This is a genomic window from Saccharopolyspora rhizosphaerae, from assembly GCF_003931915.1.
In the GTDB taxonomy this organism is placed as follows: Bacteria; Actinomycetota; Actinomycetes; order Mycobacteriales; family Pseudonocardiaceae; genus Saccharopolyspora; species Saccharopolyspora rhizosphaerae.
Window position 1 is genome coordinate 168046 of the sequence record NZ_RSAA01000035.1, and the last position, 22948, is coordinate 190993.

At 70.2% G+C, this 22948-nt stretch carries 20 protein-coding genes; 9 read left to right on the forward strand and 11 right to left on the reverse strand.

Annotated features, from left to right (window positions below; genetic code table 11):
• Nucleotides 1-116 precede the first annotated feature (116 nt).
• The gene (locus EIL87_RS23725; RefSeq protein WP_125092807.1) at nt 117-1649 is read left to right on the forward strand and encodes a bis-aminopropyl spermidine synthase family protein; all 1533 of its coding nucleotides are present in this window, start codon (nt 117-119) and stop codon (nt 1647-1649) included.
• A gap of 12 nt (nt 1650-1661) precedes the next feature.
• Here EIL87_RS23725 and EIL87_RS23730 read toward each other — a convergent pair whose 3' ends face one another.
• Nucleotides 1662-4403, reverse strand: coding sequence for a sensor domain-containing protein (locus tag EIL87_RS23730; protein WP_233576532.1), 2742 nt, complete (start codon nt 4401-4403; stop codon nt 1662-1664).
• 410 nt (nt 4404-4813) lie between these two features.
• Nucleotides 4814-6013 carry an NAD(P)-dependent malic enzyme gene (locus EIL87_RS23735; RefSeq protein ID WP_125092809.1) on the reverse strand — a complete coding sequence of 400 codons (1200 nt, stop codon included), beginning with the start codon at nt 6011-6013 and terminating at the stop codon, nt 4814-4816.
• 488 nt (nt 6014-6501) lie between these two features.
• Here EIL87_RS23735 and EIL87_RS23740 point away from each other — a divergent pair, with 488 nt between their 5' ends.
• Nucleotides 6502-7113, forward strand: coding sequence for a dTDP-4-dehydrorhamnose 3,5-epimerase family protein (locus EIL87_RS23740; RefSeq protein ID WP_125092810.1), 612 nt, complete (start codon nt 6502-6504; stop codon nt 7111-7113).
• A gap of 52 nt (nt 7114-7165) precedes the next feature.
• On the opposite strand, the gene EIL87_RS23745 is transcribed toward EIL87_RS23740, so the two are convergent.
• Complete coding sequence (locus EIL87_RS23745; RefSeq protein ID WP_325049518.1) at nt 7166-7486, reverse strand: S24/S26 family peptidase; 321 nt, start codon at nt 7484-7486, stop codon at nt 7166-7168.
• Nucleotides 7487-7558: 72 nt separating this feature from the next.
• Here EIL87_RS23745 and sodN point away from each other — a divergent pair, with 72 nt between their 5' ends.
• The 4 genes from sodN (at nt 7559) to EIL87_RS23765 (ending at nt 9769) form a co-directional block, all read left to right on the forward strand.
• Entirely contained in the window at nt 7559-7966 is a 408-nt protein-coding gene (sodN, locus tag EIL87_RS23750) for a superoxide dismutase, Ni (RefSeq protein ID WP_125092812.1), read from the forward strand.
• 303 nt (nt 7967-8269) lie between these two features.
• Nucleotides 8270-8566, forward strand: coding sequence for a hypothetical protein (locus EIL87_RS23755; RefSeq protein ID WP_125092813.1), 297 nt, complete (start codon nt 8270-8272; stop codon nt 8564-8566).
• A 70-nt stretch (nt 8567-8636) separates the two neighbouring features.
• Nucleotides 8637-9224 (forward strand): histidine phosphatase family protein, encoded by a 588-nt coding sequence (locus EIL87_RS23760; protein WP_125092814.1) that lies wholly within the window; start codon nt 8637-8639, stop codon nt 9222-9224.
• Nucleotides 9225-9301: 77 nt separating this feature from the next.
• The gene (locus EIL87_RS23765) at nt 9302-9769 is read left to right on the forward strand and encodes a GNAT family N-acetyltransferase (RefSeq protein ID WP_125092815.1); all 468 of its coding nucleotides are present in this window, start codon (nt 9302-9304) and stop codon (nt 9767-9769) included.
• Between the two features lie 4 nt (nt 9770-9773).
• Here the strand turns inward: EIL87_RS23765 and EIL87_RS23770 are convergent, their stop codons facing one another.
• Nucleotides 9774-10202 (reverse strand): hypothetical protein, encoded by a 429-nt coding sequence (locus EIL87_RS23770; protein WP_125092816.1) that lies wholly within the window; start codon nt 10200-10202, stop codon nt 9774-9776.
• A 434-nt stretch (nt 10203-10636) separates the two neighbouring features.
• On the opposite strand from EIL87_RS23770, the gene EIL87_RS23775 reads away from it, so the two are divergent.
• Nucleotides 10637-11563, forward strand: a complete 927-nt coding sequence (locus EIL87_RS23775; RefSeq protein WP_125092817.1) for a diacylglycerol/lipid kinase family protein — start codon at nt 10637-10639, stop codon at nt 11561-11563.
• Nucleotides 11564-11810: 247 nt separating this feature from the next.
• Nucleotides 11811-12065 (forward strand): WhiB family transcriptional regulator, encoded by a 255-nt coding sequence (locus EIL87_RS23780; RefSeq protein WP_093413759.1) that lies wholly within the window; start codon nt 11811-11813, stop codon nt 12063-12065.
• A gap of 281 nt (nt 12066-12346) precedes the next feature.
• Here EIL87_RS23780 and EIL87_RS23785 read toward each other — a convergent pair whose 3' ends face one another.
• Together EIL87_RS23785 and EIL87_RS23790 are read right to left on the reverse strand one after the other, a co-directional pair.
• The gene (locus EIL87_RS23785) at nt 12347-13840 is read right to left on the reverse strand and encodes a PAS domain-containing sensor histidine kinase (protein ID WP_125092818.1); all 1494 of its coding nucleotides are present in this window, start codon (nt 13838-13840) and stop codon (nt 12347-12349) included.
• A gap of 39 nt (nt 13841-13879) precedes the next feature.
• Nucleotides 13880-14089, reverse strand: coding sequence for a hypothetical protein (locus EIL87_RS23790; protein ID WP_125092819.1), 210 nt, complete (start codon nt 14087-14089; stop codon nt 13880-13882).
• Nucleotides 14090-14272: 183 nt separating this feature from the next.
• Here EIL87_RS23790 and EIL87_RS27990 point away from each other — a divergent pair, with 183 nt between their 5' ends.
• On the forward strand, nt 14273-14347 hold the full coding sequence (locus EIL87_RS27990; RefSeq protein ID WP_407690577.1) for a 50S ribosomal protein bL37: 75 nt from the start codon (nt 14273-14275) through the stop codon (nt 14345-14347).
• A gap of 78 nt (nt 14348-14425) precedes the next feature.
• On the opposite strand, the gene secA is transcribed toward EIL87_RS27990, so the two are convergent.
• The 5 genes from secA to mtrB all read right to left on the reverse strand — a co-directional run bounded on the left by secA (nt 14426) and on the right by mtrB (nt 22806).
• Nucleotides 14426-17308, reverse strand: coding sequence for a preprotein translocase subunit SecA (secA, locus tag EIL87_RS23795; RefSeq protein WP_125092820.1), 2883 nt, complete (start codon nt 17306-17308; stop codon nt 14426-14428).
• Nucleotides 17309-17508: 200 nt separating this feature from the next.
• A complete protein-coding gene (hpf, locus tag EIL87_RS23800; protein ID WP_125092821.1) occupies nt 17509-18195 on the reverse strand; it encodes a ribosome hibernation-promoting factor, HPF/YfiA family in 687 nt (228 codons plus the stop codon).
• Between the two features lie 412 nt (nt 18196-18607).
• Nucleotides 18608-19291, reverse strand: a complete 684-nt coding sequence (locus EIL87_RS23805) for a ComF family protein (protein ID WP_125092822.1) — start codon at nt 19289-19291, stop codon at nt 18608-18610.
• Between the two features lie 51 nt (nt 19292-19342).
• The gene (locus EIL87_RS23810) at nt 19343-21067 is read right to left on the reverse strand and encodes an LpqB family beta-propeller domain-containing protein (protein WP_233576534.1); all 1725 of its coding nucleotides are present in this window, start codon (nt 21065-21067) and stop codon (nt 19343-19345) included.
• Nucleotides 21067-22806: an MtrAB system histidine kinase MtrB gene (gene mtrB, locus EIL87_RS23815; protein WP_407690578.1), complete on the reverse strand. Its 1740-nt coding sequence runs from the start codon at nt 22804-22806 to the stop codon at nt 21067-21069. The genes EIL87_RS23810 and mtrB overlap by 1 nt, the downstream gene beginning before the upstream one ends.
• Nucleotides 22807-22948: the final 142 nt, after the last annotated feature.

The window sequence follows — 22948 nt, forward strand, 5'->3', positions numbered from 1 at the left end:
AGACCGTTGCGTGACCTGCTCTCATGATGCGGGAACTCGCAGCGCGTTGAATCATCGGCAGGAGGCGCGAACGCGACCGCCCCGGAATTCCCGCACCGATTAGGCTTTGCACTCCCATGGACAACACCCCTTCCTCCTCCCCGATCGAAGCCGTCCGCGAACTCCGCGAGGAGCACGGTCTGCTCGGTCTCCACGTGCGCCGTGTGCTGGCGGAACTCGCCGCAGGACCGCGGTCGCTGGACGAGCTGATCCAGCGGACCGGGGTGGCGCGCCGCACGGTCGAGCAGGTGCTCGCCGCCGCCGGTGACGACGTCGCCGAGCAGTCCGGCGCGTTCCGCCTCGAGGACTCCTCCCTCCCGCTCTACCGGCAGGAGCTGTCCCTCGACGAACTCGCGGTCCCGCGGGAAGAAGGTGACCTCGACGCCGAGCTGGTGGAGGTGATGCGCGGGTTCGTCGAAACGGGCCCCCGGCCGGAGTCGGCGCTGGACCACGTCACCGCCACTCCGGAAACGGCGTTGCGGCGCGCCTCGTGGTTGCGCGACCACTACGACCTGGCGGGCCGGAAGGTGTTGTGCCTGGGTGACCACGACCTGACGTCGCTGGCCCTGTCGCTGGTGGTGCCGTCAGCGGACGTGCGGGTGGTGGACCTCGACGAGCGCATCCTGCAGCACATCGACACCGTCGCGGCCGAGCGGGGTTCCAGCATCGGCACCACCCACGCGGACCTGCGCTTCGGGTTGCCGCCGAGCGTGGAGGACTGGGCGGACGCGGTGTTCACCGACCCGCCCTACACCCCGGAAGGGATCGGCCTGTTCTCGACGCGGGCCGCCGAGTGCCTGGCCCCGGGCGGCAGCCGGATGTTCCTGGCCTACGGCTACAGCGCGCGGACCCCGGCGTTGGGGTGGAAGGTCCAGCAGGAGCTGCTGCGACTGGGCTTCGTGTTCGAGGCGATCCTCCCGCAGTTCAACCGCTACAGCGGAGCGCAGGCCATCGGCAGCGCCAGCGACCTGTACGTGTGCCAGCCAACCGCGCACACCCGCAAGCTGGCGCTGCGCCAGGACCAGGCGATCTACACCCACGGCCCGCAGTCGGTGGAGGCCTCGACCGGCACGCCGGAGGCTTTGCCGCGCGCAGCGGCTGAACGGCTCGATGCCCCGGTGGCCGAGCTGCGCCGGGCCGGGTGGGCACGGCCGGTGCGCGGCACGGATCCCGTGGCGTTCGACCTGCGGGCGGACCCGGGCCCGTGGCTGTTGCGGATGCTGCTGGCCTGCAACGCGGAGAAGGTCGCCTTCGTGCTGGACAACAACCACCCGGACATCACCAACGAGCGCGCCCAGTCAGAGCTGCGCGACCTGGTGGCGGACAAGTACCGGCTGAAGCTGCACCGCAGCACCCCGGACGGCAAGCACGCCGTCGTGGTCGCCGCACGCGCGGACACCGGATCGGCGGCCGACTTCCTGTTGCAACGGGCCCACGGCAAGCTGGGCAACATCTGGCGGGAAGCGCTCATCGCGCAGGACGAGGGCCTGACGAAACGCCAAGCCCGGGAGAAGGTCGCCGAGGTGGCGCCGCACCCGCACGACCTCGAGCTCAGGCTCATCGACCTGCCGCGGCACCGCATCGCCGACGTCCTGCACCGGATGCGGTGACGCCGCGGTCGGCTACGGGATGATGAGCGGCCCGTCGGCGAGCATGTCGCGGAACTTCGGAGCGGGAACCGCGCCGGAGAACAACCAGCCCTGGTAGGCCTCGACGCCGACACCGCGCAGCAGCCGGAACTGGGTGGCGTCCTCGACGCCTTCGGCCACGCACTGGCGGTCCATGGCGTAGGCCATGTCGACCACGGCGCGGGCGACGGCGAAGTCGGACGGGTCGCCGCCGACCCCGGCCACGAAGCGGCGGTCGACCTTGATGATCTGGGCGGGCAGGTCCTTGAGCCTGGCCAACGACGAGTACCCGGTGCCGAAGTCGTCGACCGCGAACCGCACGCCGCGGGAGACGAGTTCACCCATCTCGTGCCGGGTGCGCGAGGGCAGGTCGACCAGCGCGGTCTCCACCAGTTCCAGGATGACCCGGTCCCACGCGATGCCGGTCTCGGCGACGATGTCGGCGACGGAGTCGACGAAGTCGGGTCCGCCCGGCACCAGACCGGCCAGGTTGACCGCGATGCTGACGGGACGGCCCTTGCGCACCGGCCAGGACGAGGCTTCGCGCAGCGCCGTCCGCAGCACCCAGCGGTCGAGTTCGCGCAGCAGGTCCCCTTGTTCGGCGACCGGCAGGAACGCGTCGGGCGAGAGCATGCCGCGTTCCGGGTGCGGCCAGCGGATCAGCGCTTCGGCGCTGACCACGGTGCCTTCGGCGTCGACGACCGGCTGGTAGTGCAGGGCGAGACCGTCGTTGCTCAACGCTTCGCGCAGCTGACCTTCGAGGTGCAGCTGGCGGTCGGCGGCGGCCATCAAGGCCGGGCTGGCCAACGAAACCTTGCCGCTGCCACGCCGTTTCGCTTCGAACATGGCGGCGTCGGCGAAGCGCAGGAGGTCTTCACCACCGGCCCCGGAGCCGTTGGGCACGGCAGCTCCGATCGACGAGGACACCCGGACCAGCTGGCCGTGCACGGGCACGGCCGTGCGCAGCAGGGCGGAAACGCGGGTGGCGAGCTGGTCGACTCCCCCGCAGGCTTCGACGTCGGAGCAGATGATGACGAACTCGTCGCCGGACAGCCGCGCGGCCGTGCACTCCTCGGGCAGCCCGCCTTCCAGGCGCCGGGCCAGGGCCACGAGCAGTTCGTCGCCGGCGTCGTGGCCGAGGGAGTCGTTGACGCGCTTGAAGTTGTCGATGTCGCAGAACAGCACCGCGATCTCGGGTGAGTCCGCCCGTCCCATGAGGCGTCCGAGCAGTTCCTTGACGGCGGTGCGGTTGGGCAGGCCGGTCAGGTCGTCGTGGGTGGCCTGGTAGCGCAGGGCTTCGGCGGCACGGCGGCGCTCGGTGATGTCCTGGAACACCACCAGCCAGAACTCGGTGCCGTCGTCCTGCACGGAGCTGGAGGTGTGCAGTTCGCAGTAGACGGGTTCGCCGTCGGCGCGCACCATGACGCGCTGCGGCGCGCGCCTGCGGACACCGCTGCTCTCGTCGGGCGCGGGCAGGCTGGGGTCGACCTCGTCGGGGTGGGTGATGTCGCGGGTGCTCAGCCCGCGCATCTGGTCCAGCCGGTACCCGAGCAGGTCGCAGAGGGCGTCGTTGGCGTTGACGAGCCGTTCGGTGCGGTCGAAGAGCCCGATCCCGACCGGGGTGATGTTGACCAGGTCGGAGAAGCGCTGGCTGGAACGTTCCATCCGGGTGACCACGGCCCGCTGCTCGGTGACGTCCTGCGCGGTGCCGACGAAGAGGTCCCTGCCGTCGGCGTCGGCGATCTTGGTGCCGTGCAGCCGCAGGATGCGGGTGGTGCCCTCGGAGCGCACGTAGCGGTGCTCGATCTCGACGGGCGCGCCGCGTTCGAGCAGCGGGCGCCACGCCTGCCGCACCCATTCGCGGTCGTCGGGGTGCACGCGGTCGAGGTAGCGGTCGAAGGTGCCTGCGGTGCTGACCGGCTGGCCGAGGATCTCGTGGAGCATGCTCGACAGCCGCATGACGTTGGTGCGCGGATCGACTTCCCAGGTGCCGAGCCGGGCGATGCGCTGCGCGTCCTGCAGCCGGCGGCGTTCGTCGCGCAACTGGCGCTCGAGGGCGCGGTGCTCGGTGACGTCCTGGACGGTGCCCTGCACCCGCACGATCTGTCCGGCCCGGTCGTACTCGGCGCGTCCGGTGCACAGGAACACGCGGGTGCCGTGCAGGTTGCGCAGCTCCGTCTCGAGCAGTTCACCTTCGGCGGCGGAGAGCACCTTGGTGTAGAACTCGGCCGCGCGTTCGCGGTCGTCGGGGTGGGTCGTGGAGATCATCGCCGTGATGTCGTCGGCGTGCTCGGCGCCGCCCGCGCCGAGGAACTCCGCGAGCAGCGGGCTGCGGTAGATCACCCCGGTGTCGGGGTAGTACACCCAGCTGGCGACCTTGGCGAGGCGCTGGGCGTCGATGAGCCAGTAGCGCTCTTCGGAGTCGCGCGGACCGCCCGCGGCGTCCGGTGGGTCTTCGGTGAGGTCGGAGACGTCGATGAGCAGCGTGACCTGCAGCGTCTCGTCATCGGGGTGCGGCCAGACCTGGAGCCGGACGGGGGTGCGCTCGGGAGACCCGAGCAACCAGGTCTGGCGGCCTTCGCGTTCGACGAGGTCGGCGAGCTTGCGGCCGATGAGCTCCCCGGGGTCGAGGCGCCCGGCCAACGTGGCGGCCTGCCGGGTGGCGGCGATGATGAAGCCGTCTTCCGCGCTGAGCAGCGCGGGGGCGTCGGGCAGCACGGCGTGCAGCCCTTGCACGCGCGCTCGGGTGCCAGCCAACCCGAGTCCCCCGGACGTCGCCGACGTCCGGGTCCGCTCGCTCCGCTCGGTCAACTGCACCCCTCCTGCGTCGCAGCCGCGCAACGGCCGTCGTCGGCCCCGATGACCCCATCACCGAGTGATGCGCGCCACAGCGAATCGCATCGCAGACCCTACCGGTCCGCGCACGGCCGGTATCGCCATGGTGCCGGGCCCTGAGGCCAGTTCCCTGAAGAGGTGACAGCCTTCGCCCGACATGATGACGCCGACTACCGAATTCTTCGTGAAGTCGTTTTTCCCGACGCCACCGACGAGTGGGGCCGGGAGAGCCATGAAGGACTCTCCCGGCCCCACTCGATGCCGGTGCAGAACCTACCGCCGACCGACCGGCCGACGACAGGGTTCGACGATCACGCCGTGGCCACACCTTCAGCACGGGCCGCCTTCGCCACCGCGGCGCTGACAGCGGGGGCGACCCGCGGGTCCAGCGGCGAGGGGACGATGTAGTCGGCGCTGAGGTCGTCGGCGGCCACGGCCGCGATGGCCTCGGCCGCGGCGACCTTCATGCCGTCGGTGATGGCCCGCGCCCCCGCGTCGAGGGCACCCTTGAAGATGCCGGGGAACGCGAGCACGTTGTTGATCTGGTTCGGGAAGTCGCTGCGACCGGTGGCGACGACCGACGCGTACTTGCCCGCGATGTCCGGGTGGACCTCCGGGTCCGGGTTCGACAGCGCGAAGACGATCGAGTCCTCGGCCATCATGGCCACCTGCTCCTCCGGGACCTGGCCGACCGAGACGCCGATGAACACGTCGGCACCACGCATCGCCTCGGCGGGCCCGCCGGTGATGCCACGCGGGTTGGTGAAGGTGGTCAGCTCTTCCTTGATCGGGGTGAGCCCGTCGCGACCGGCGCTGATCACGCCGCGCGAGTCCAGCACGACGATCTCGCCGACACCGGCGGTGTGCAGGATCTTCGCGCAGGCGACACCCGCAGCACCGGCACCGGAGATGACGACCCTGAGCGATCCGAGGTCGCGTCCGGCGACGCGTGCGGCGTTGCGCAGCGCGGCCAGCACCACGACGGCGGTGCCGTGCTGGTCGTCGTGCATGACCGGGCAGTCCAGCGCCTCGGTCACCCTGCGCTCCAGCTCGAAGCAGCGCGGGGCGGAGATGTCCTCCAGGTTCACCGCACCGAACGAGGGGCGCAGCCGGACCAGCGTCTCCACGATCTCGTCGACGTCGTTGGTGTCCAGGACCAGCGGGATCGAGTCGAGCCCGGCGAAGGTCTTGAACAGCGCGGACTTGCCCTCCATGACCGGCAGCGAGGCCTTCGGCCCGATGTCGCCCAGCCCGAGGACCGCCGACCCGTCGCTGACCACGGCGACCAGCCGCTGTGTCCAGGTGTAGCGGTCAGCCAGGGACGGATCGCTCGCGATCGCCCGGCTCACCTGCGCCACCCCGGGTGTGTACGCGATGGACAGGTCGCGCGCGCTGTCGAGCGGAGCGGTCACCGATGCGGTGAGCTTGCCCCCTTCGTGCGCGGCGAAGATCTCTTCGTGGGTCAGCTCGGCACCGATTCCATTGGCGGTGCCCTCGTTCATGGTGGTCACGGCGTCCCTCCTGTAGCCATGCCTGCGGCCCGAGCACAATCGAGCCGGGCGGACGCGGTCTTCTTCAGACCGCTTTCGACGCCGGCTTCCCGGGCGTACCGGTGAAGGGGGCGTCTTTCGAATTACCGAGACCGGCCATCCTGTTCGGACACCGGCTCCGGTGGACGCTGCGGTTCGTTCAGTGTGCCAGCACTGTGATCCCGTGTCAGCGACAGGGATCACACGTCTCACCAGCAAAAAGCCGAAAATTTCACGCTTTCGGACAGTACGGGCGTCATATTTTCCGACGCAGTTATGCAGTACGGGCGTTCGGTTTGCAATTCGCAGTTGTGCGGTACGTCTGTCCGGTTTTCTCATCTGAATCGAAACTGTTTAGGAAAACGCGAGCGATCACCTCGCCTTTTCCGCGATGCGGTGGAGCAGGGGAACCTTCCTGCCACCCGCCGCCCCACCGGACGCACCGCGATCACGACTCCTAGGCTCGGCTCGTGCAGGTACGTCGACTTGAGATCACCGGGGCGTTCGAATTCACCCCGAAGGCTTTCCCGGACCACCGCGGCCTGTTCGTCGCCCCGTTCCAGGAAGCGACGTTCACCGGAGCCACGGGGCACCGGATGCGCTTGGCGCAGACCAACCACAGCGTCTCGGCCCGCGACGTCATCCGCGGCGTCCACTTCGCCGACACCCCGCCCGGGCAGGCCAAGTACGTCTACTGCCCGCAGGGCGCACTGCTGGACGTCGTCGTCGACGTGCGCGTCGGCTCGCCCACCTTCGGGCGTTGGGAAGCGATCCGCCTCGACTCCAGCGAGTACCGCGCCGTCTACCTCGCCGAAGGGCTCGGACACGCGTTCCTGGCCCTCACCGACAACACGGTCATGACCTACCTGTGCTCCACCGCCTACAACCCGGCAGGCGAGCACGGCGTCAACCCGCTGGACCCGGAGCTCGGGCTGCCCTGGGCCGAGGAGCTGACCGGCGAGGCGATCCTGTCCGAAAAGGACCGCAACGCCCCCACGCTCGCCCAGGCCGCCGACAGCGGCCTGCTGCCGGACTTCGAAACCTGCCTCGCGCACTACGACTCGCTGCGCGCCGAGCAGTGAGCACGGGAACCTTCCAGCCACCCCGCAGCCGGTGGCAGGAAGGTTCCCGTGCTCAGCGCACGCGGCCGGGCGAAGGCCACAAGCGCCAGCGCACCACTCCCAGCACCTGCGCCGGACCGAGGTCACGGGAATCGGTCGAACCGAAACCGTTGTCGCCCTCGACGTGCCACCCCTCGCCCTCGCGGCGCACGGCGCGCTTCACCGAGAGCTGATCAGGGCGCCCGTCCCACCGCACCAGCACGACATCACCCGCACGGGCCCGACCTCCGGTCCGGAACACGACGACGTCGCGGTCCCGAAGAGTGGGAACCATCGAGGGTCCGCGCACTCGCAACCGGCGCAACGGCCACGAACCGAGTGATCTCACCGGCACCTCCAATAGGACGACGAGGATCTTCAAGAGTAAGGTCGGCCCAGTCGGAGCACTCACTGTCAGGGAGGAATCATGCGACTCCTGTCGCGCATCCTCGGGCCCCGCCTGGAGGCGACCGCGCACTGCGACCTTCCGTGCGGCGTTTACGACCCCGCGCAGGCGCGGATCGAGGCCGAGTCGGTCAAGGCGATCCAGGAGAAGTACCAGGGCAACGAGGACCCGGAGTTCCGCACTCGCGCGATCATGATCGCCGAGCAGCGCTCCGAGTTGGTCAAGCACCACCTGTGGGTGCTGTGGACCGACTACTTCAAGCCCCCGCACTTCGAGAAGTACCCGCAGCTCCACGAGCTGGTCAACAAGGCCACCAAGGCCGCTGGTGCCACCGGCACCAAGGGTTCGATGGACCCGGCCAAGGGCCAGGAGCTGCTGGACTACATCGCCGAGATCGACAAGATCTTCTGGGAGACCAAGAAGGGCTGACCTCCAGCAGCCGTTGAGGACGCCGACCAGCGAGGACGCTGGTCGGCGTTTTTCACGCCCGCACCGCCCCGCCAACGGCAGGAGGGGCTCCCTCAAGTGGAAGACGCCCGGGCCGCTGCACGGCGGGCAGTGGGCGGAAGGTTCCCACGCACCTCGCCAGCGCGCGGAAGGTTCCCGTACTCACCTGAGCGGTGAGCGGAAGGTTCCCATGCGCTCCTCAGCGGCGGGTGACGAGCATGCGCGGGCCGGGGTGCGGTCATAGGCTGGCCTGGGCCGACACCGTCGTCTTGGGAGCTGCGCGTCATGACCACCGCCTGTCGAGAGCACGCCGGCCACGAGCACCAGCACGGCCCCGGTTGCGGCCACGTCGCCGTCCCGCACGGCGACCACGTCGACTACGCCCACGATGGTCACCTGCACGTCGACCACGGTGGGCACTACGACGAGTGCGAGGCCAGCGAGCACCACGAGCACGGGACGCACGAGCACCAGCACGGCCCCGGTTGCGGCCACGTCGCCGTCCCGCACGGCGACCACGTCGACTACATCCACGACGGACACCGGCACGCGGCGCACGGCGAGCACTACGACGAGCACTGACCGAAGTCCACCGTGGAGCGCGGGGTGACGTCACCGTGCGGAACCCGCTCGGGTCCGTACGCTGCGAGCCGTGGAGCACCGCGTCTACATCCTCCGGCACGGCACCACCGAGTGGTCCCTGAAGCGCCGGCACACCAGCCGCACCGACGTCCCGCTGACCGTCGAGGGTGAGCTGCGGGCGCGACAGGCGGGCCAGGCCCTGACCGCTCTACGACCCGCCGGGCCCGTGCAGGTGCTGTGCAGCCCGCGCACGCGGGCGAAGCGCACCGCCGACCTCGCCGGGCTCTCCGACGTGACCACCGAGCCGCTGCTGGTGGAGTGGGACTACGGCGACTACGAGGGGCTGACCACCGAGGAGATCCGCGAGACCGTCCCGGACTGGACGGTGTGGACCCATCCCTGCCCGGGCGGCGAGACCGCCTCGAACGTGGCCACCCGCGCCGACGACCTGCTGGAGCGGGTGCGGGCCGCCGACCGCGAGGTGGTGCTCGTCGGGCACGGCCACTTCAGCCGCTGCGTCATCGCCCGCTGGCTGGACCTGCCGATCTCCGCCGGGGTGCACTTCGCCCTCGACCCGGCCGGCATCACCGTGCTCGGCCACGACCGGGGTGTGCCGCAGATCCAGCGCTCCAACATCCCCGCTTGGCAGCACGGCTGAGCCCTGCCGGGACCGCCGTGCGGCCCGCTGCGCAGAATGGCCGAGGAGGACCAGGCTCGGTTGGCTGTGGAGGACGGATGATCCGGCGGGCGCGCGAAGGTGACGTGGCGGCGATGGTGGAGCTGGTGCACGAGCTCGCCCGCTACGAACGAGAACCCGATTCCTGCCACCTGACCGAGGAGCAGCTGCGGACCGCGCTGTTCGGCCCGGACCCGGCGCTGTTCGGGCACGTGGCCGAAGTGGACGGATCCGTGGTCGGGCTGTCGTTGTGGTTCTTGAACTTCTCCACCTGGGAGGGCGTGCACGGGATGTACCTGGAAGACCTCTACGTGCGGCCGGAGCACCGGGGTGCGGGCCTGGGCAAGGAACTGCTGCGGACGCTGGCGCACGAGTGCGTCGCCCGCGGCTACGCCCGCCTGGAGTGGTCCGTGCTGGACTGGAACGAGCCCTCGATCGCCTTCTACGAGGCCCAGGGCGCGTTCCCGATGGACGGCTGGACCACCTACCGCCTCACCGGTGAGGCGCTGACGACCTTCGGGAGCTGAGCGTTCAGTCGTCGCGGGCGTCGGGGGCCATCGACGCGTGGAAGGCCCACTCGCGTCCCTCGCGGTTGAACAGGAACCACAGCACGGCGACGGCCGGTGCGGCGATGGCCAGGCCGATCAGCGGTCGTCCGGAGGGGCCGGTGGCGTACCAGGCGGTGCCGAGCAGCAGCAGCTGCATCAGCAGCGCGGGGGTGCGCGCCCAGTGCTTGCCCTTGATCAGCCCGATGCCGGCGGCGAGCACGCCCGCGGCCAGCAGCGTGTAGTAGCCCGCCTCGCCCCAGGTCTCGCCGCGTTCGAGCTGGCCAACCCCGCCGAGGTCGGAGGAGGCGCTGCGGACGAGCAGGGCCACGACGAACACCAGGCCCGCCACGGCCTGCAGCGTGGTCAGCAGTCCGGCGATGCGCACCGTGCGGGGAACGGTCTCGGTGGACAAGGGGGCCTCGCTTCAACCGGGGCCGAACGACCCCGCTCGTGACTCTGCGTGTGCGCTTCTGATGGTAATACCGCCCGATCGCCGCATAGCTGGCGCAGCCCTCGAACGGACAGGATCGACCCATGGCTCGAGCGGCGTTCGCGGATGTCGGGGTGTCCGTCGATCTCGTCGCGTGCACGTCGGCAGCCGGTGGTCGTCCAGCGGGTGCGCTCCGGGGTTGCGCATCCGACCTCCACCGAGAAGTGCTGGTCAGCGGCGTGGCGCACTCGCTCCTGGTGCGCTCCTCCCGCTCTTCCCAGCAGTGCCGCGCACTTCGGCCGGTCCTGTCCGCGCAGCAACCGGAGGTGACCGGACAGCCCAGTTGAGACTTCACACGGCGCCAGACCGGGGCCCGGGCCCGACGGACACGAAACCGTCTCGCTTAGGCTTCAGTTGTGCGCGCCGTACTCGTCGTCAACCCGCAGGCGACCTCCACCACAGCCAGTGGCCGCGATGTCCTCGCTGCGGCACTGGCCAGCGTGCTGAAGCTGGACGTGGTCGAGACGCAGCACTGCGGGCACGCCTCGGAGGCCGCGAGGGACGCGGTGCGCGACGGTGCGGACCTGGTCATCGCGCACGGGGGCGACGGCACGGTCAACGAAGTGGTCAACGGCATGTTCGAGGTCGCCGAGCCCGGTGACCCGTCGATGCCGACGCTGGGAGTGGTGCCCGGCGGGTCGGCGAACGTCTTCGGCCGCGCGCTCGGGCTGCCGAAGGACCCGGTCGACGCCACGCACCACCTGATGCGCGCGCTGGCCGACCGCAGCACGCGCCAGGTCGGCCTGGGCAAGGCCGACGAGAGGTGGTTCACCTTCAACGCCGGTGTGGGGTGGGACGCCGAGGTGGTCGCCGAGGTCGAGCGGCAGCGGGCGCGCGGGCGCGAGGCGACGCCCGCCCTGTACGCCCGGATCGCCCTGGCCTGCTACTTCCGCATGAGCCGTGGAGAGCCGAAGCTCACCTTGCAGATCGGTGACGATCAACCGAGTGACCGACTGCACAGCGTGTTCGTGTCGAACACCGACCCCTGGACGTACTTGGGGTCCACTCCAGTGCGCATGAGCCCCGAGACCAGCTTCGACACCGGTCTCGGCGTGTTCGCGCTCAAGAAGATGAGCGTTCACTCTGTGTTGCGACACGTAGCGGAGATGTTGCGCGGTAGAGGGAAACCACACGGAAGAAACTCAATTCAGGCTGCGGACGTGCCCCATCTACGCGTAGCCTGTACGGAGCCGTTGCGCCTGCAGGTGGACGGCGATTGCCTGGGTGAGCGTTCGGCGATCGAGTTCTGCTCAGTCCCGAACGCTCTCCGCGTCGCTGTATAACCTTCTCGTAACGGATGGACGTCGCTGCCGACTCATGACCCCCGTCTGAGTTCGGGAGCACACCGAAACCCCTGGTCAAGTCCTGTCGATCTTTCAGGTGAGTTGCCTCACCGCTGGAGATCGACCTCTTGACATTGCGGCAGTTCGTGAAAGCATTCACAAGCACACGGACTCCGTGAAAGCATTCACAAACACCCCGAACGAACTATCGGCGCGCATGGGCGCGCCTAGCGAGGAGCAAGGAACAATGGACTGGCGCCACGATGCGGTTTGCCGTGACGAGGACCCGGAACTGTTCTTCCCGGTGGGGAACAGCGGTCCTGCTGTGCTGCAGATCGCCGAGGCGAAGGCCGTATGCCGCCGTTGTCCGGTTGCCTCCCAGTGCCTGGCGTGGGCGCTGGAGAGCGGCCAGGACGCCGGTGTCTGGGGCGGCATGAGCGAAGACGAGCGGCGTGCCCTCAAGCGGCGCAACGCTCGCACTCGGGCGCGCACCAACGCCTGAGCAGCAGCTCGCTGAGCACGTGGCCGGTCGGTCGCACCCCCGGTGACCGACCGCCCGTCTCGCCCCGGCCGCAACGGCCTCGCAGCGTGAACTGACCCACCCCGACTAGTAGCTCACGGCCGATCAGCGTCGATGTCGGTCCCGCAGGTTCCACCGGATCCTCCCCATCGCACCGGGGAGCCGGAACCCGGAAACCGACCCGATCGGCCCGGACGTCCCAGGCGCGTTGGGATGTCACTCGACTGATCGACGCAACCGCGTGGCACTCAGCATAGGGGGCGTCATCGGCGGTACTTCAGGGGCACCCGCAGAACCGCCTCGGTACCGCGTTGATGACCGCGGCCACGCAAGCTCAACGACCCGCGGAGCTCTGACTCCACGAGGGTCCGCACGATCTGCAGGCCGAGACGTTCGGCGCGCTCGAGGGAGAAGCCCTTCGGCAGGCCACGACCGTCATCCGAGATGACGACGTCGAGCCAGCGCGCCGAACGCTCCGCCTGCACGACCACTTCCCCGCCTTGCCCTTCCGGGAAGGCGTGCTCGAAGGCGTTCTGCACCAGCTCGGTCAGGACCATCACCAACGGCGTGGCCAACTCGGCCGACACGACGCCGAACTTCCCGCCGCGGCTGACCTTCACCCCGGTCTCGGCCACGGCGACATCGCTCATCATCGGGATCACCCGGTCCACCACGTCGTCGAGGTCGACCCGCTCGTCGACCGACATCGACAGCGTCTCGTGCACGAGCGCGATCGAGGTGACCCGCCGCACCGACTCGTCCAGCGCCTGCCGGGCCTCGTTGTTGCCGGTGCGCCGCGACTGCAGCCGCAGCAGCGCTGCGACGGTCTGCAGGTTGTTCTTCACGCGGTGGTGGATCTCGCGGATCGTGGCGTCCTTGGACATCAGCGCCCGGTCCCGGCGCTTGACCTCGGTGACGTCGCGCACCAGCACCAGCGCGCCGGCCGACTGGCCGCGCGGGCGCAGCGGCAGCGCGCGGAACAGCACCGTCGCGCCGCGCGCCTCGGCTTCGATGCGCATGCTCGGTTCGCCGCCCATCGCCCGCCGCACCCGCTGCGCGACCTCGTCGGCGTCGAACGGGTCGTTGAGCAGCGACCGGGTCAGCGGCGCCAGCTGCGCGCCCACCAGGTCCGCGGCGTGGCCCATGCGGTGGTAGGCCGACAGGGCGTTGGGGCTGGCGAACACGACCGTGCCGGAGTTGTCCAGCCGGATCAGCCCGTCCCCCACGCGCGGGCTCGTGTGCACGTCAGGAGCGGGCTCAGGGGTCGGGAAGGTGCCGTCGGCGACCATCTGGCACAGGTCGGCGGCGCTGCCCAGGTAGGAGATCTCCAGCGGGCTCGGCACCCGCGGCACGGCGAGGTTCGTGTCGCGGCTGAGCACCGCCACGATCTCCTCCCCCAGCTTGACCGGGATGGTCTCGCGGCGGACCGGCACGCCCAGGTGCCAGCGCGGGTCCTCCTCGCGGCAGATGCGGCCCTCCAGAGCCGCGCGCCGCAGCTGCGGGTGGTCGTCCTCGGTGACCTCGGAGCCGACCACGTCTTCCGGGTGCGCGGTGGGCGCCGTCGTGGGGCGGGCCTGCGCGACGCACAGGAAGCGGTCCTCGGGTGCCTCCTCGGGGCCGACCGGCACCCACATGATGAAGTCCGCGAAGGACAGGTCGCTCAGCAGCTGCCACTCCGCCACCACGGTCTGCAGGTGGTCGGCGGCGGCGCCGGACAGGCGCGTGTGTTCGGCGAGAAGATCACTCAGCGTGGACAAGTGGGTCCTCCGGTCGGCTGCGGGGATCGAAGCGGGTCGTCACCTGGCGAGGGCGATGAGATCGCCTGCTCGGACGGTGCCGCCTGGCTCGGCCACGCCTGCCCGGCGGGGCACCTCGCCGGGCACGTCCACCGCCGACACCGCGGGTCCCAGGAGCGACGGGAAGTCGCCGCCGCGGTCCGCGTCGCCCGCGGACACCGGCGCCGCCTGGGCGGTGACCGGCGCCTCGGCGCGGTTCTCCTCGGCCATCTCTTCCTCCTCGTCACGGCCGCCACCGGCCCTCGTTCAGGAAACCACGAGCACCACCACCCGCCGACGGCAGGTATCGGACATGGCAGACTGGAACCTCGAAATCCCAGCGGAGACCGGGTGGCAGCCGATCACTCGCGGTCACCGTCCTGGAGTGGACCCGAACTTCGAGGGAGTCGCCTTATGGGCAAGCGCGCGCGCAAGAAGAAGGACCGGCGCAGGAACAAGGCCAACCACGGCAAGCGCCCCAGCTCGTGATCCCGGCGGCAGCGGCCGCACCAGAGGGACGAAGGGCCCCGGACCGATCGGTCCGGGGCCCTTTCGCGTTGCGGTGTCTCAGCGCTTCTTCTTCTTGCCGTCGGCTCGCGCGGCGGCGCGGCGCTCACGGCGGGTGCCGCCGCGGGCCGCGGGCCCGTCCGGGTCCTGGTTGGTCTGCACCTCGCCGGTCTCGCTCGGGCCGGAGTAGCTCAGCCGTTGGGTGCTGGGGGCTTGCAGGCCGCCACCGCGCAGCGCTGCCGGGGGCTGCTCGCCCTCGGCGGGACCGCCGGCCAGCTGGCTCAGCGCCGGACCAGCCGCGGAAGCGGGCTTGGCGTGCCGGCCGCGTGCGCCCTGCGGCTGCGCCGCTCCCTGCGGGGCCTGCGGCGTCTGCGGGACCTCCGGGACACCGTTGCCGCCCTGGCTCACCGAGACCGGCACTGCGGGCTGCTCCGGGGCGGGCTCGGGCTCGGCGGCCTCGACCTGGACGTTGAACAGGAAGCCGACCGACTCCTCCTTCAACGCCTCCAGCATCGCGCCGAACATGTCGAAGCCCTCGCGGCGGTACTCGATCAGCGGATCGCGCTGCGCCATGGCGCGCAGGCCGATGCCCTCCTTGAGGTAGTCCATCTCGTAGAGGTGCTCGCGCCACTTGCGGTCCAGCACGCTGAGCAGCACCCGCCGCTCCAGCTCCCGCATCGCGCCCTGGCCGACCTTGCCGTCCACCTCGGCCTCGCGCTTGGCGTAGGCCTCCTTGGCGTCGGCGACGATCAGCTCCAGCAGGTGCTCCTTGCTGAGGTCGTCGTCCTCCTCGACGAGCTTCTCCCAGCTGAGGCTGATCGGGTACAGCGAACCCAGGGCCTTCCACAGCTTCTCGAAGTCCCAGTCCTCGGCGTAGCCGGCCGAGGTCTCGGCGTCGACGTAGGCGGTGATGACGTCGGTGAGCATGTGCATGACCTGCTCGTGCAGGTCCTCACCGGCCAGGACCCGGCGGCGCTCGTCGTAGATGACGGTGCGCTGCTGGTTCATCACCTCGTCGTACTTGAGGACGTTCTTGCGGATCTCCATGTTCTGCTGCTCGACCTGGGTCTGAGCGCTGCGGATCGCACGGGAGACCATCTTGTGCTCGATCGGGACGTCGTCGGGCACCTTCAGGCGCGTCATGACGGTCTCGACCATGGCGGAGTTGAACCGGCGCATGAGCTCATCGCCCAGCGACAGGTAGAAGCGGGACTCGCCCGGGTCGCCCTGACGACCGGACCGGCCGCGCAGCTGGTTGTCGATGCGGCGGGACTCGTGCCGCTCGGTGCCCAGCACGTAGAGGCCGCCGGCTTCGCGGACGCGCTCGGCTTCGGAGTCGACCTGCGCCTTGATCTTCTCGACCACGCCGGGCCACTCGGCCTCGTACTGCTCGGCGTGCTGCACCGGGTCCAGCCCGCGCTGCCGCAGTTCGGCGTCGGCGAGGTGGTCGACGTTGCCGCCCAGCACGATGTCGGTACCGCGACCGGCCATGTTGGTGGCGACGGTGACCGCGCCCAGGCGGCCGGCCTCGGCGATGATCGCGGCCTCGCGCTGGTGGTTCTTCGCGTTGAGCACGTTGTGCGGGATGCCGCGCTTGGTCAGCAGCTTCGACAGGTACTCGGAGCGCTCGACGCTGGTGGTGCCGACCAGGACCGGCTGGCCCTTCTCGTGGCGCTCGGCGATGTCGTCGGCGACGGCCTCGAACTTCGCGGGCTCGCCCTTGTAGACCAGGTCGGGCTGGTCGATGCGGATCATGGGCTCGTTCGTGGGGATCGGCACCACGCCGAGCTTGTAGGTGCTGTGGAACTCGGCCGCCTCGGTCTCGGCGGTACCGGTCATGCCGCCCAGCTTGTCGTAGAGGCGGAAGTAGTTCTGCAGGGTGATCGTGGCCAGCGTCTGGTTCTCGGCCTTGATCTCGACGCCTTCCTTGGCCTCGATCGCCTGGTGCATGCCCTCGTTGTAGCGGCGCCCGGACAGGACTCGACCGGTGAACTCGTCGACGATGGACACCTCGCCGTCGCGGACGATGTAGTCCTTGTCGCGCTGGTAGAGCTCCTTGGCCTTGAGCGCGTTGTTGAGGTAGCCGACCAGCGGCGTGTTGGCGGCCTCGTAGAGGTTCTCGATGCCGAGCTGGTCCTCGATGATCGACACGCCCTCTTCGGTGACGCCGACGGTGCGCTTGCGCTCGTCGACCTCGTAGTGGACGTCGCGCTTGAGCATGGGGGCCAGCCGCGCGAACTCCTGGTACCAGCGGGAGGACTGGTCGGCGGGGCCCGAGATGATCAGCGGGGTCCGGGCCTCGTCGATGAGGATGGAGTCGACCTCGTCGACCACGGCGTAGTAGTGGCCGCGGTGCACGCAGTCGGCCAGGCTCCAGGCCATGTTGTCGCGCAGGTAGTCGAAGCCGAACTCGTTGTTGGTGCCGTAGGTGATGTCCGCGTTGTAGGCCTGGCGGCGCTGCTCGGGGGTCATCTCGGCGAGGATCGCGCCGACCTCCAGCCCGAGGAAGCGGTGGACGCGGCCCATCCACTCGGCGTCACGCTTGGCGAGGTAGTCGTTGACGGTGACCACGTGCACGCCCTTGCCGGTGATGGCGTTGAGGTACGCCGGCAGCACGCAGGTCAGGGTCTTGCCCTCACCGGTCTTCATCTCGGCGATGTTGCCCAGGTGCAGGGCGGCGCCACCCATCAGCTGCACGTCGAAGTGGCGCTGTCCGAGGGTGCGCTTGGCGCCCTCCCGGGCGACGGCGAAGGCTTCGGGAAGCAGCTCGTCCAGCGACTCGCCGTCGCTGTGGCGGCGCTTGAACTCTTCTGTCTTGCCCCGCAGCTCGGCATCGGACAAACCGACGACGGTGTCTTCGAGCTCGTTGATGTGCGCTGCGATAGCGCGCAGGCGCTTGAGCATCTTGCCCTCGCCGGCGCGGAGCAGTCGGGACAGGACCATCCGGTCGACCTCGCTAGCTGATCGTGACGCGTCCGTCACGGACGCTTTGTGGCCATCGTATTAGAGCTGGCTGTGAAGTTGTGCCCTGTGTCGATACGCAATCGGCGGACACAACACAGTGCTGTCCCCCGCGAACCACCGTACGCGGGGGACAGCCTGGTAGGTCGGGCGTGGCGCAGACTCGCCCGTTTCGCGTGCGCCTACACGGCGTCGGCGAGTCGGATCACGCCGTAGTCGAATCCCTTCCTACGGTAGACGACGCTGGGACGGCCGCTGTCGGCGTCCGCGAAGAGGTAGAAGTCGTGGCCGACGAGTTCCATCTGGTAGAGGGCTTCGTCGACGGTCATCGGTTTGGCCGAGTGCTCTTTCTCGCGCACGATCCGCCCGGGGGCGTACTCGTCCTCCTCGGTCATGCGCTGTCCCGGCACCTCGGCGGTGTGCTCGGGAGCTTCCTGGGGCGCTTCGAGCAGCGCGGTGCGGCCATCGGTCGAGCCGGAGCCGGATCCCACCGGGCCGGTCACGACGGGACGGTCCGCCATCGCTGCGGTCGCCTCTGCCACGGAAGTGGGGCTGTGCTGTCCGTAGTGCACCTTTCTACGGTCGTGCATGCGCCGGAGCCTGCTCTCCAGCTTGGTCGTCGCGGCGTCGAGCGCGGCGTAGAAGTCGCCTGCACAGGCTTCGGCGCGGATGGGAGCGCCCTTGCCCTTCAGGGTGATCTCGACTCGTTGGCAGTTCTTGGCCTGGCGGGGGTTCTTCTCGTGGAACAGCTCCACGTCCGCCCGGATCATCTTCCTGTTGTACCGCTCAAGCCGGGTCAGCTTGGTGTTGACGTGCTCCCGGTAGTGATCAGGGATGTCAACGTTGCGACCCTTGACGACGATATCCATTCACGACCTCCGTTCCTTGCAACTCCGTAGGCGAGGTGTGCACGGGGCGCCTGGAATGGAGATCCGCTCACTCAGGCGCCAGGGACATGGGTTTCGCTCCTTCCCTCCGCCTTGGTTGGCCGGATTGGTTCGCCACGTTAGCTCGGTTTATCGAATTGTGACACCCCCTCAGACGGGCGAAGTCAAGCATCCACCGAGAGTGATGTTTGACGCCGAAAGCACTAGATCACCCTGCGTGCCAAGCGTGGGCGGCTCGGGCCGCCGAAAGGGTGTCTCACCCCTTCGGGTAGGTAGCCCGGTCGCTCTGCGCAGGGAGGCGACCTGAGGGTTGTCCCAGCTCACACCCGGAGAACGAACACCGTCGGGCTGGAGTTCCTGGGCCGATCAGGTATCCCGGTTTCACCCGTCGAGATCATCCCGCCGTCGCGGTCAGCACGAGCACCAGCGCGACCGGCCGCTCGGCGGCATCGAGGGTGGACACAGCGCCGGCGACCGTCGCTCCGGTCGTCACCACGTCGTCGATGAGCGCGATCTGCGACCCGGGTGGCGGAAGCCCGCGCGGCAGCGGCAGCACGCGGCCGGTGAGGTTGTCGAGCCGCTGCTGCGGGTTCAGCCCGGCCGAGTCGGCCGCGTCGCGCGCCGTCACCAAGCACTCGGCGACCCGCGTCGGCACCCCCGAGGCCGAGAGCTCGGCGGCCGCGTGGTGCGCGATCCGGGCCATGTGGGCACCGCCGCGCCTGCGGGAGACCACTGCTCGCGAGGGAGCCGGGACCAGCCACCACCCGCCTTCCCACGCTCGTTCCGCGGCGGTCGACCGCAGTGCCACCGCCAGCTGCGCGCCCAGCGGTGCGGCGAGGTCGCGACGCCCCGCCTCCTTGTAGGCCAGCACCGCTCGGCGAGCCGCGCCCCGGTACCGGCCGAGCGCGAACACCGGCGGTGAGGCGTCCAGCAGCGGCCGGTGCACCCGGCGGAGCGCGCCGAGCGCGCCCGCGCAGTCGCGGCACCACGCGGTGCCCGCGACGTCGCAGCCGACGCAGTGCTGCGGCAGCAGCAGGTCGACCAGTCCGGAGATCGCTTCGCGCAGTCGGGTGGGCACCCAGCGATCATGGCGCGATCGCCGATCCGACTCACCGGTGCGTGTCGGAGATCAGCCTGGGTAGAACGGGATCGAGGCGCCCCCGATGGGCGCGTCCACCAGCGACCACACGTCGTCGGTGTCCTGGGCCTGCCAGAGCCCGTGGCGGTCGGCGACCACGACCTGCCCACCCGGGCCGACGGTGACCTCGGTCAGCGGCTGGCCCAGGTTCGCCGCGGTGTAGGGCTCCCAGCGGAAGCCGTCCACGGACAGGTCGAAGACCGGGGAGTTGTTGCTCTCGGTGGTGGCCACGAGGGATTCGTCCTGCCGCCACTCGACGGCGGTGACCTGCACGTCCGGCGACGGGCGCAGCACCACGGGGCGCTGCAGCACGGCGTGGCCGTCCTGCTCGGCGACCCCGGCGACCACCACGCTGCCGTCGATCACCGCCGCCACGCGGGTCCCGTCGCGGGAGAGCCGCAGGTCCTTGATGGGCCTGCCGGGCGGCAGCGAGCGGGCGTCGACGGTCTCCGGCTTCCACGTGGAGCCGCTGTGGACCACGCGCACCACGTCGCGACCGTCGACGACGGTCCAGGCCTCGTCCTCGCCGCGCCAGGTCGGCTTGCTCATGTAGTTGCCGATGGTGGGCAGCTCGGCCAGCTGCTCGCCGAAGTCGCCGACGCGCAACGCCACCCCACCGGGCCGCCGGGTCACCGCGGCGAGCTTGTCGCCGTGCGGCGACCGACCGGCGCGCACCACGTCGTACTCGCCGGAACCGGCCGGTCCGGGGATCGGCCGGGCGTGCCGGTCGAGCACCAGGACCCGCTCGTCGACCACGGCCAGACCGGGCAGGTCGGGGCGCTGGAGGTTGTCGCGCTCGTACTGCTCCATGTCGGTAGGCCGCAGCTCCTTGCCGTCGGAGAGCAGCGGCATGCCCTCCTCCTTGATGCGCACGCGCGCCGGGCTGACGCCCTCGAGCGTGTAGACCACCTGCGCGGCGATCAGCCTGCGGGTTTCGGGCGTGACCTCGCCGAGCTGGCTGAGGTTGACCTCCAGCGCGCCGTCCGCGGCCTCGCTGGTGTTGGTCTTGGGGTGCACGCCCTGCGGGATGGCGGTGCGCATCGCCTGCCGCATGCTCTCCGACGGCCCGGAGGTGAGCAGGTCGATGACCCGCCGCGGCAACGTGCTCGCCGGCTGCGCGACGACGTAGCGCAGGTCGGGGGCGACGCCGGTGAGGTCGTGATCGAGGAAGTAGACCGGGACCGGCCGGAAGATGCCGCTGAAGGACGTCTTGCTGACGACCATCTCCTGCGGCGGCGTGGTGATCCGCCACTGGCCGTTGCCCTGGCGCTCCACCCGCACGTCGACGGTGAGCTCGCCGGACTCCGGCACGAAGGAGGAATCGGCCAGCAGCCTGCCGACCCGGTCCGCCCGCAGCGTCACCAGCTGCACGCCCTCGGGCAGCGGCTGCGGCGAGGTGCCCGGGATGGTGTCGACGTTCTCGACGATGAGCATGCCCGGCGGCGGGGTCCAGTTCCGCTCGATCGCGGGCGCGAGGTGCTTGCGGGCGCTCTCGTGGTTGCTGGCCGGCCAGGCCGCCTTGTCGACGAAGCTGCGCACCAGGGCGAGCGGGTCGATGTCGTCCGGGGGCGGGTTGATCGGCGTCGTGGCGTTGCTGCCGTCGACCTCCTTGACCGCCTTCGGTTCCGAGCTCTCCGGGATCGACGCGCAGGCCTGCACCGACAGCAGCAGCAGCGCCATCAGTGCCGCCACCCGGCGTGACCGGTGCGCGCCCATCACTTCTCCTCCCAGGACTCTTCGGTGAGACGAGCGGGCCCCTGGTCCCGCACTTCCTGCTCACCCTCCCCTTCGGACGGTCGCTCCACGCCCGCGGCCAGCAGGGCTTCCGGGGCGGCGATGCGGCGGGTGCTCGGCAGCGACAGCGGGCTGCTCTCCGGTTCCTCGCCGGGTTTGCGCGGCAGCGTCAGGCGGAAGCAGGAACCCTCACCGGGTTCGCCCCAGGCGTCGAGGTTGCCGCCGTGCAGCCGGGCGTCCTCCAAGCTGATCGACAGGCCGAGTCCGGTGCCGCCGCTGCGCCGGTTGCGGGAGGGGTCGGCCCGCCAGAAGCGGGTGAACACCAGCTCGGCCTCGCCGCTGCGCAGACCCACCCCGTAGTCCCGGACGGTGACCGCGACGGCCTGCTCGTCCCCGCCGAAGCGCAGCTCGACGGGGCCGCCTTCGGCGTGGTCGATGGCGTTGGCGACGAGGTTGCGCATGATGCGCTCGACCCGTCGGGCGTCGGCGACGATGTTGAGGTCGGTGCCGTCGGCAGGTGCGAACACGCGCAGCTCCACGCCGCTGGTGTCGGCGATGGCCCGCACCGATTCGGCCGCGCGCTCGGAGATCTCGTGCAGGTCGAGCTTCTCGGCGGCGAGGTCGGCGACGCCGGCGTCGAGGCGGGAGATCTCCAGCAGGTCGGCCAGCAGCAGCTCGAACCGGTCGAGCTCGTCGACCAGCAGCTCGGTGGAGCGGGACAGCCCGGGCGGGAACTCCTCGCGGGAGGCGTGCAAGACGTCAGCGGCCATCCGGACCGTGGTCAACGGTGTGCGCAGCTCGTGCGAGACGTCGGAGGTGAAGCGGCGCTGCAGCTGGCCGAACTCCTCGAGCTGGGTGATCTGCTGCTTGAGGCTGTCGGCCATCTCGTTGAACGACTCGGCGAGCCGCGCGACGTCGTCCTCACCGATCACCCGCATCCGCTTGTCCAGGTCGCCTTCGGCGAGCTCCTCGGCGATCTGGGCGGCCTGCCGCACCGGGCGCACCACCTGGCGGGTCACCAGGTTGGTGATCGCGCCCAGCAGCGCCAGCAGCACGACGGCGCTGACCAGCAGGGTGCGCTGCATGACCGCGAGCGTGGCCTGCTCGGCGCTCAGCGGGAACAGCAGGTAGATCTGCAGCGGGCGGGTCGCGCTGGACACCGGGGTGCCGACGATGACCATCGTGACCGGGCCGGCCTCGCGCTGCACCGTGTGGATCTTGGTGGCCAGCTGGCCCCGCTCGACGAACCCGCGCAGGTCTTCCGGCACGTCCTCGACCGGCCCGGCGGCGGGCTGCTCGCGGCGCGCGCCGGGCGCTCGGCCGTCGACCAGCACCGGGGTGAAGGCTCCCGCGACGGTCTCGGTGGTGGAGTGGCCGGACGAGGAGGTGGTCAACCGGTTCAGCGCGGCCTGCAGCTGCTCGGCGACGCTGTCGGAGTTGGGGTCGACGGCGGTGAGCTCGCGCTCCAGGATCGGCAGGCTGTACTCGGCCTGCGAGATCGCGGCCTGCTCCTTGGAGTCCAGCAGCTGCGAGGTGATCTGCCACTGCAGCACCATGCCCAGCACGATCACCACGGCCAGCGACAGCGCGAGGGTGCTGACCACCACGCGCAGCTGCATCGAACGCCGCCACAGCGCTTCGAAGCGGTGCCAGCGAGCGCGCGTCTCCTCGCGGACACGACCGCTCACCAGCCGCACCCAGCGGCTCTGGCGCGTCCACACGCTCACGGCGACCTCAGGCTGTTCGGAACTCGTCTTGCGTTGCGGTGCAGGTCTCGGAACCTGACCCGCCGTCCGGCTCCGGGTGCCACTCCTCGTGCGTGCCACGGCACGTCGTCGCGGCGTCCTCGCCAGACGTGCCGGA

What these genes read in the sequence shown, in the direction of transcription:
- EIL87_RS23725 (WP_125092807.1), top strand. Translation starts at nt 117, where the DNA reads ATGGACAACACCCCTTCCTCCTCCCCGATCGAAGCCGTCCGCGAACTC.
- sodN (WP_125092812.1), top strand. Translation starts at nt 7,559, where the DNA reads ATGCGACTCCTGTCGCGCATCCTCGGGCCCCGCCTGGAGGCGACCGCG.
- EIL87_RS23755 (WP_125092813.1), top strand. Translation starts at nt 8,270, where the DNA reads ATGACCACCGCCTGTCGAGAGCACGCCGGCCACGAGCACCAGCACGGC.
- EIL87_RS23765 (WP_125092815.1), top strand. Translation starts at nt 9,302, where the DNA reads ATGATCCGGCGGGCGCGCGAAGGTGACGTGGCGGCGATGGTGGAGCTG.
- EIL87_RS23780 (WP_093413759.1), top strand. Translation starts at nt 11,811, where the DNA reads ATGGACTGGCGCCACGATGCGGTTTGCCGTGACGAGGACCCGGAACTG.
- EIL87_RS23790 (WP_125092819.1), bottom strand. Translation starts at nt 14,089, where the DNA reads ATGGCCGAGGAGAACCGCGCCGAGGCGCCGGTCACCGCCCAGGCGGCG.
- secA (WP_125092820.1), bottom strand. Translation starts at nt 17,308, where the DNA reads ATGGTCCTGTCCCGACTGCTCCGCGCCGGCGAGGGCAAGATGCTCAAG.
- hpf (WP_125092821.1), bottom strand. Translation starts at nt 18,195, where the DNA reads ATGGATATCGTCGTCAAGGGTCGCAACGTTGACATCCCTGATCACTAC.
- EIL87_RS23810 (WP_233576534.1), bottom strand. Translation starts at nt 21,067, where the DNA reads ATGGGCGCGCACCGGTCACGCCGGGTGGCGGCACTGATGGCGCTGCTG.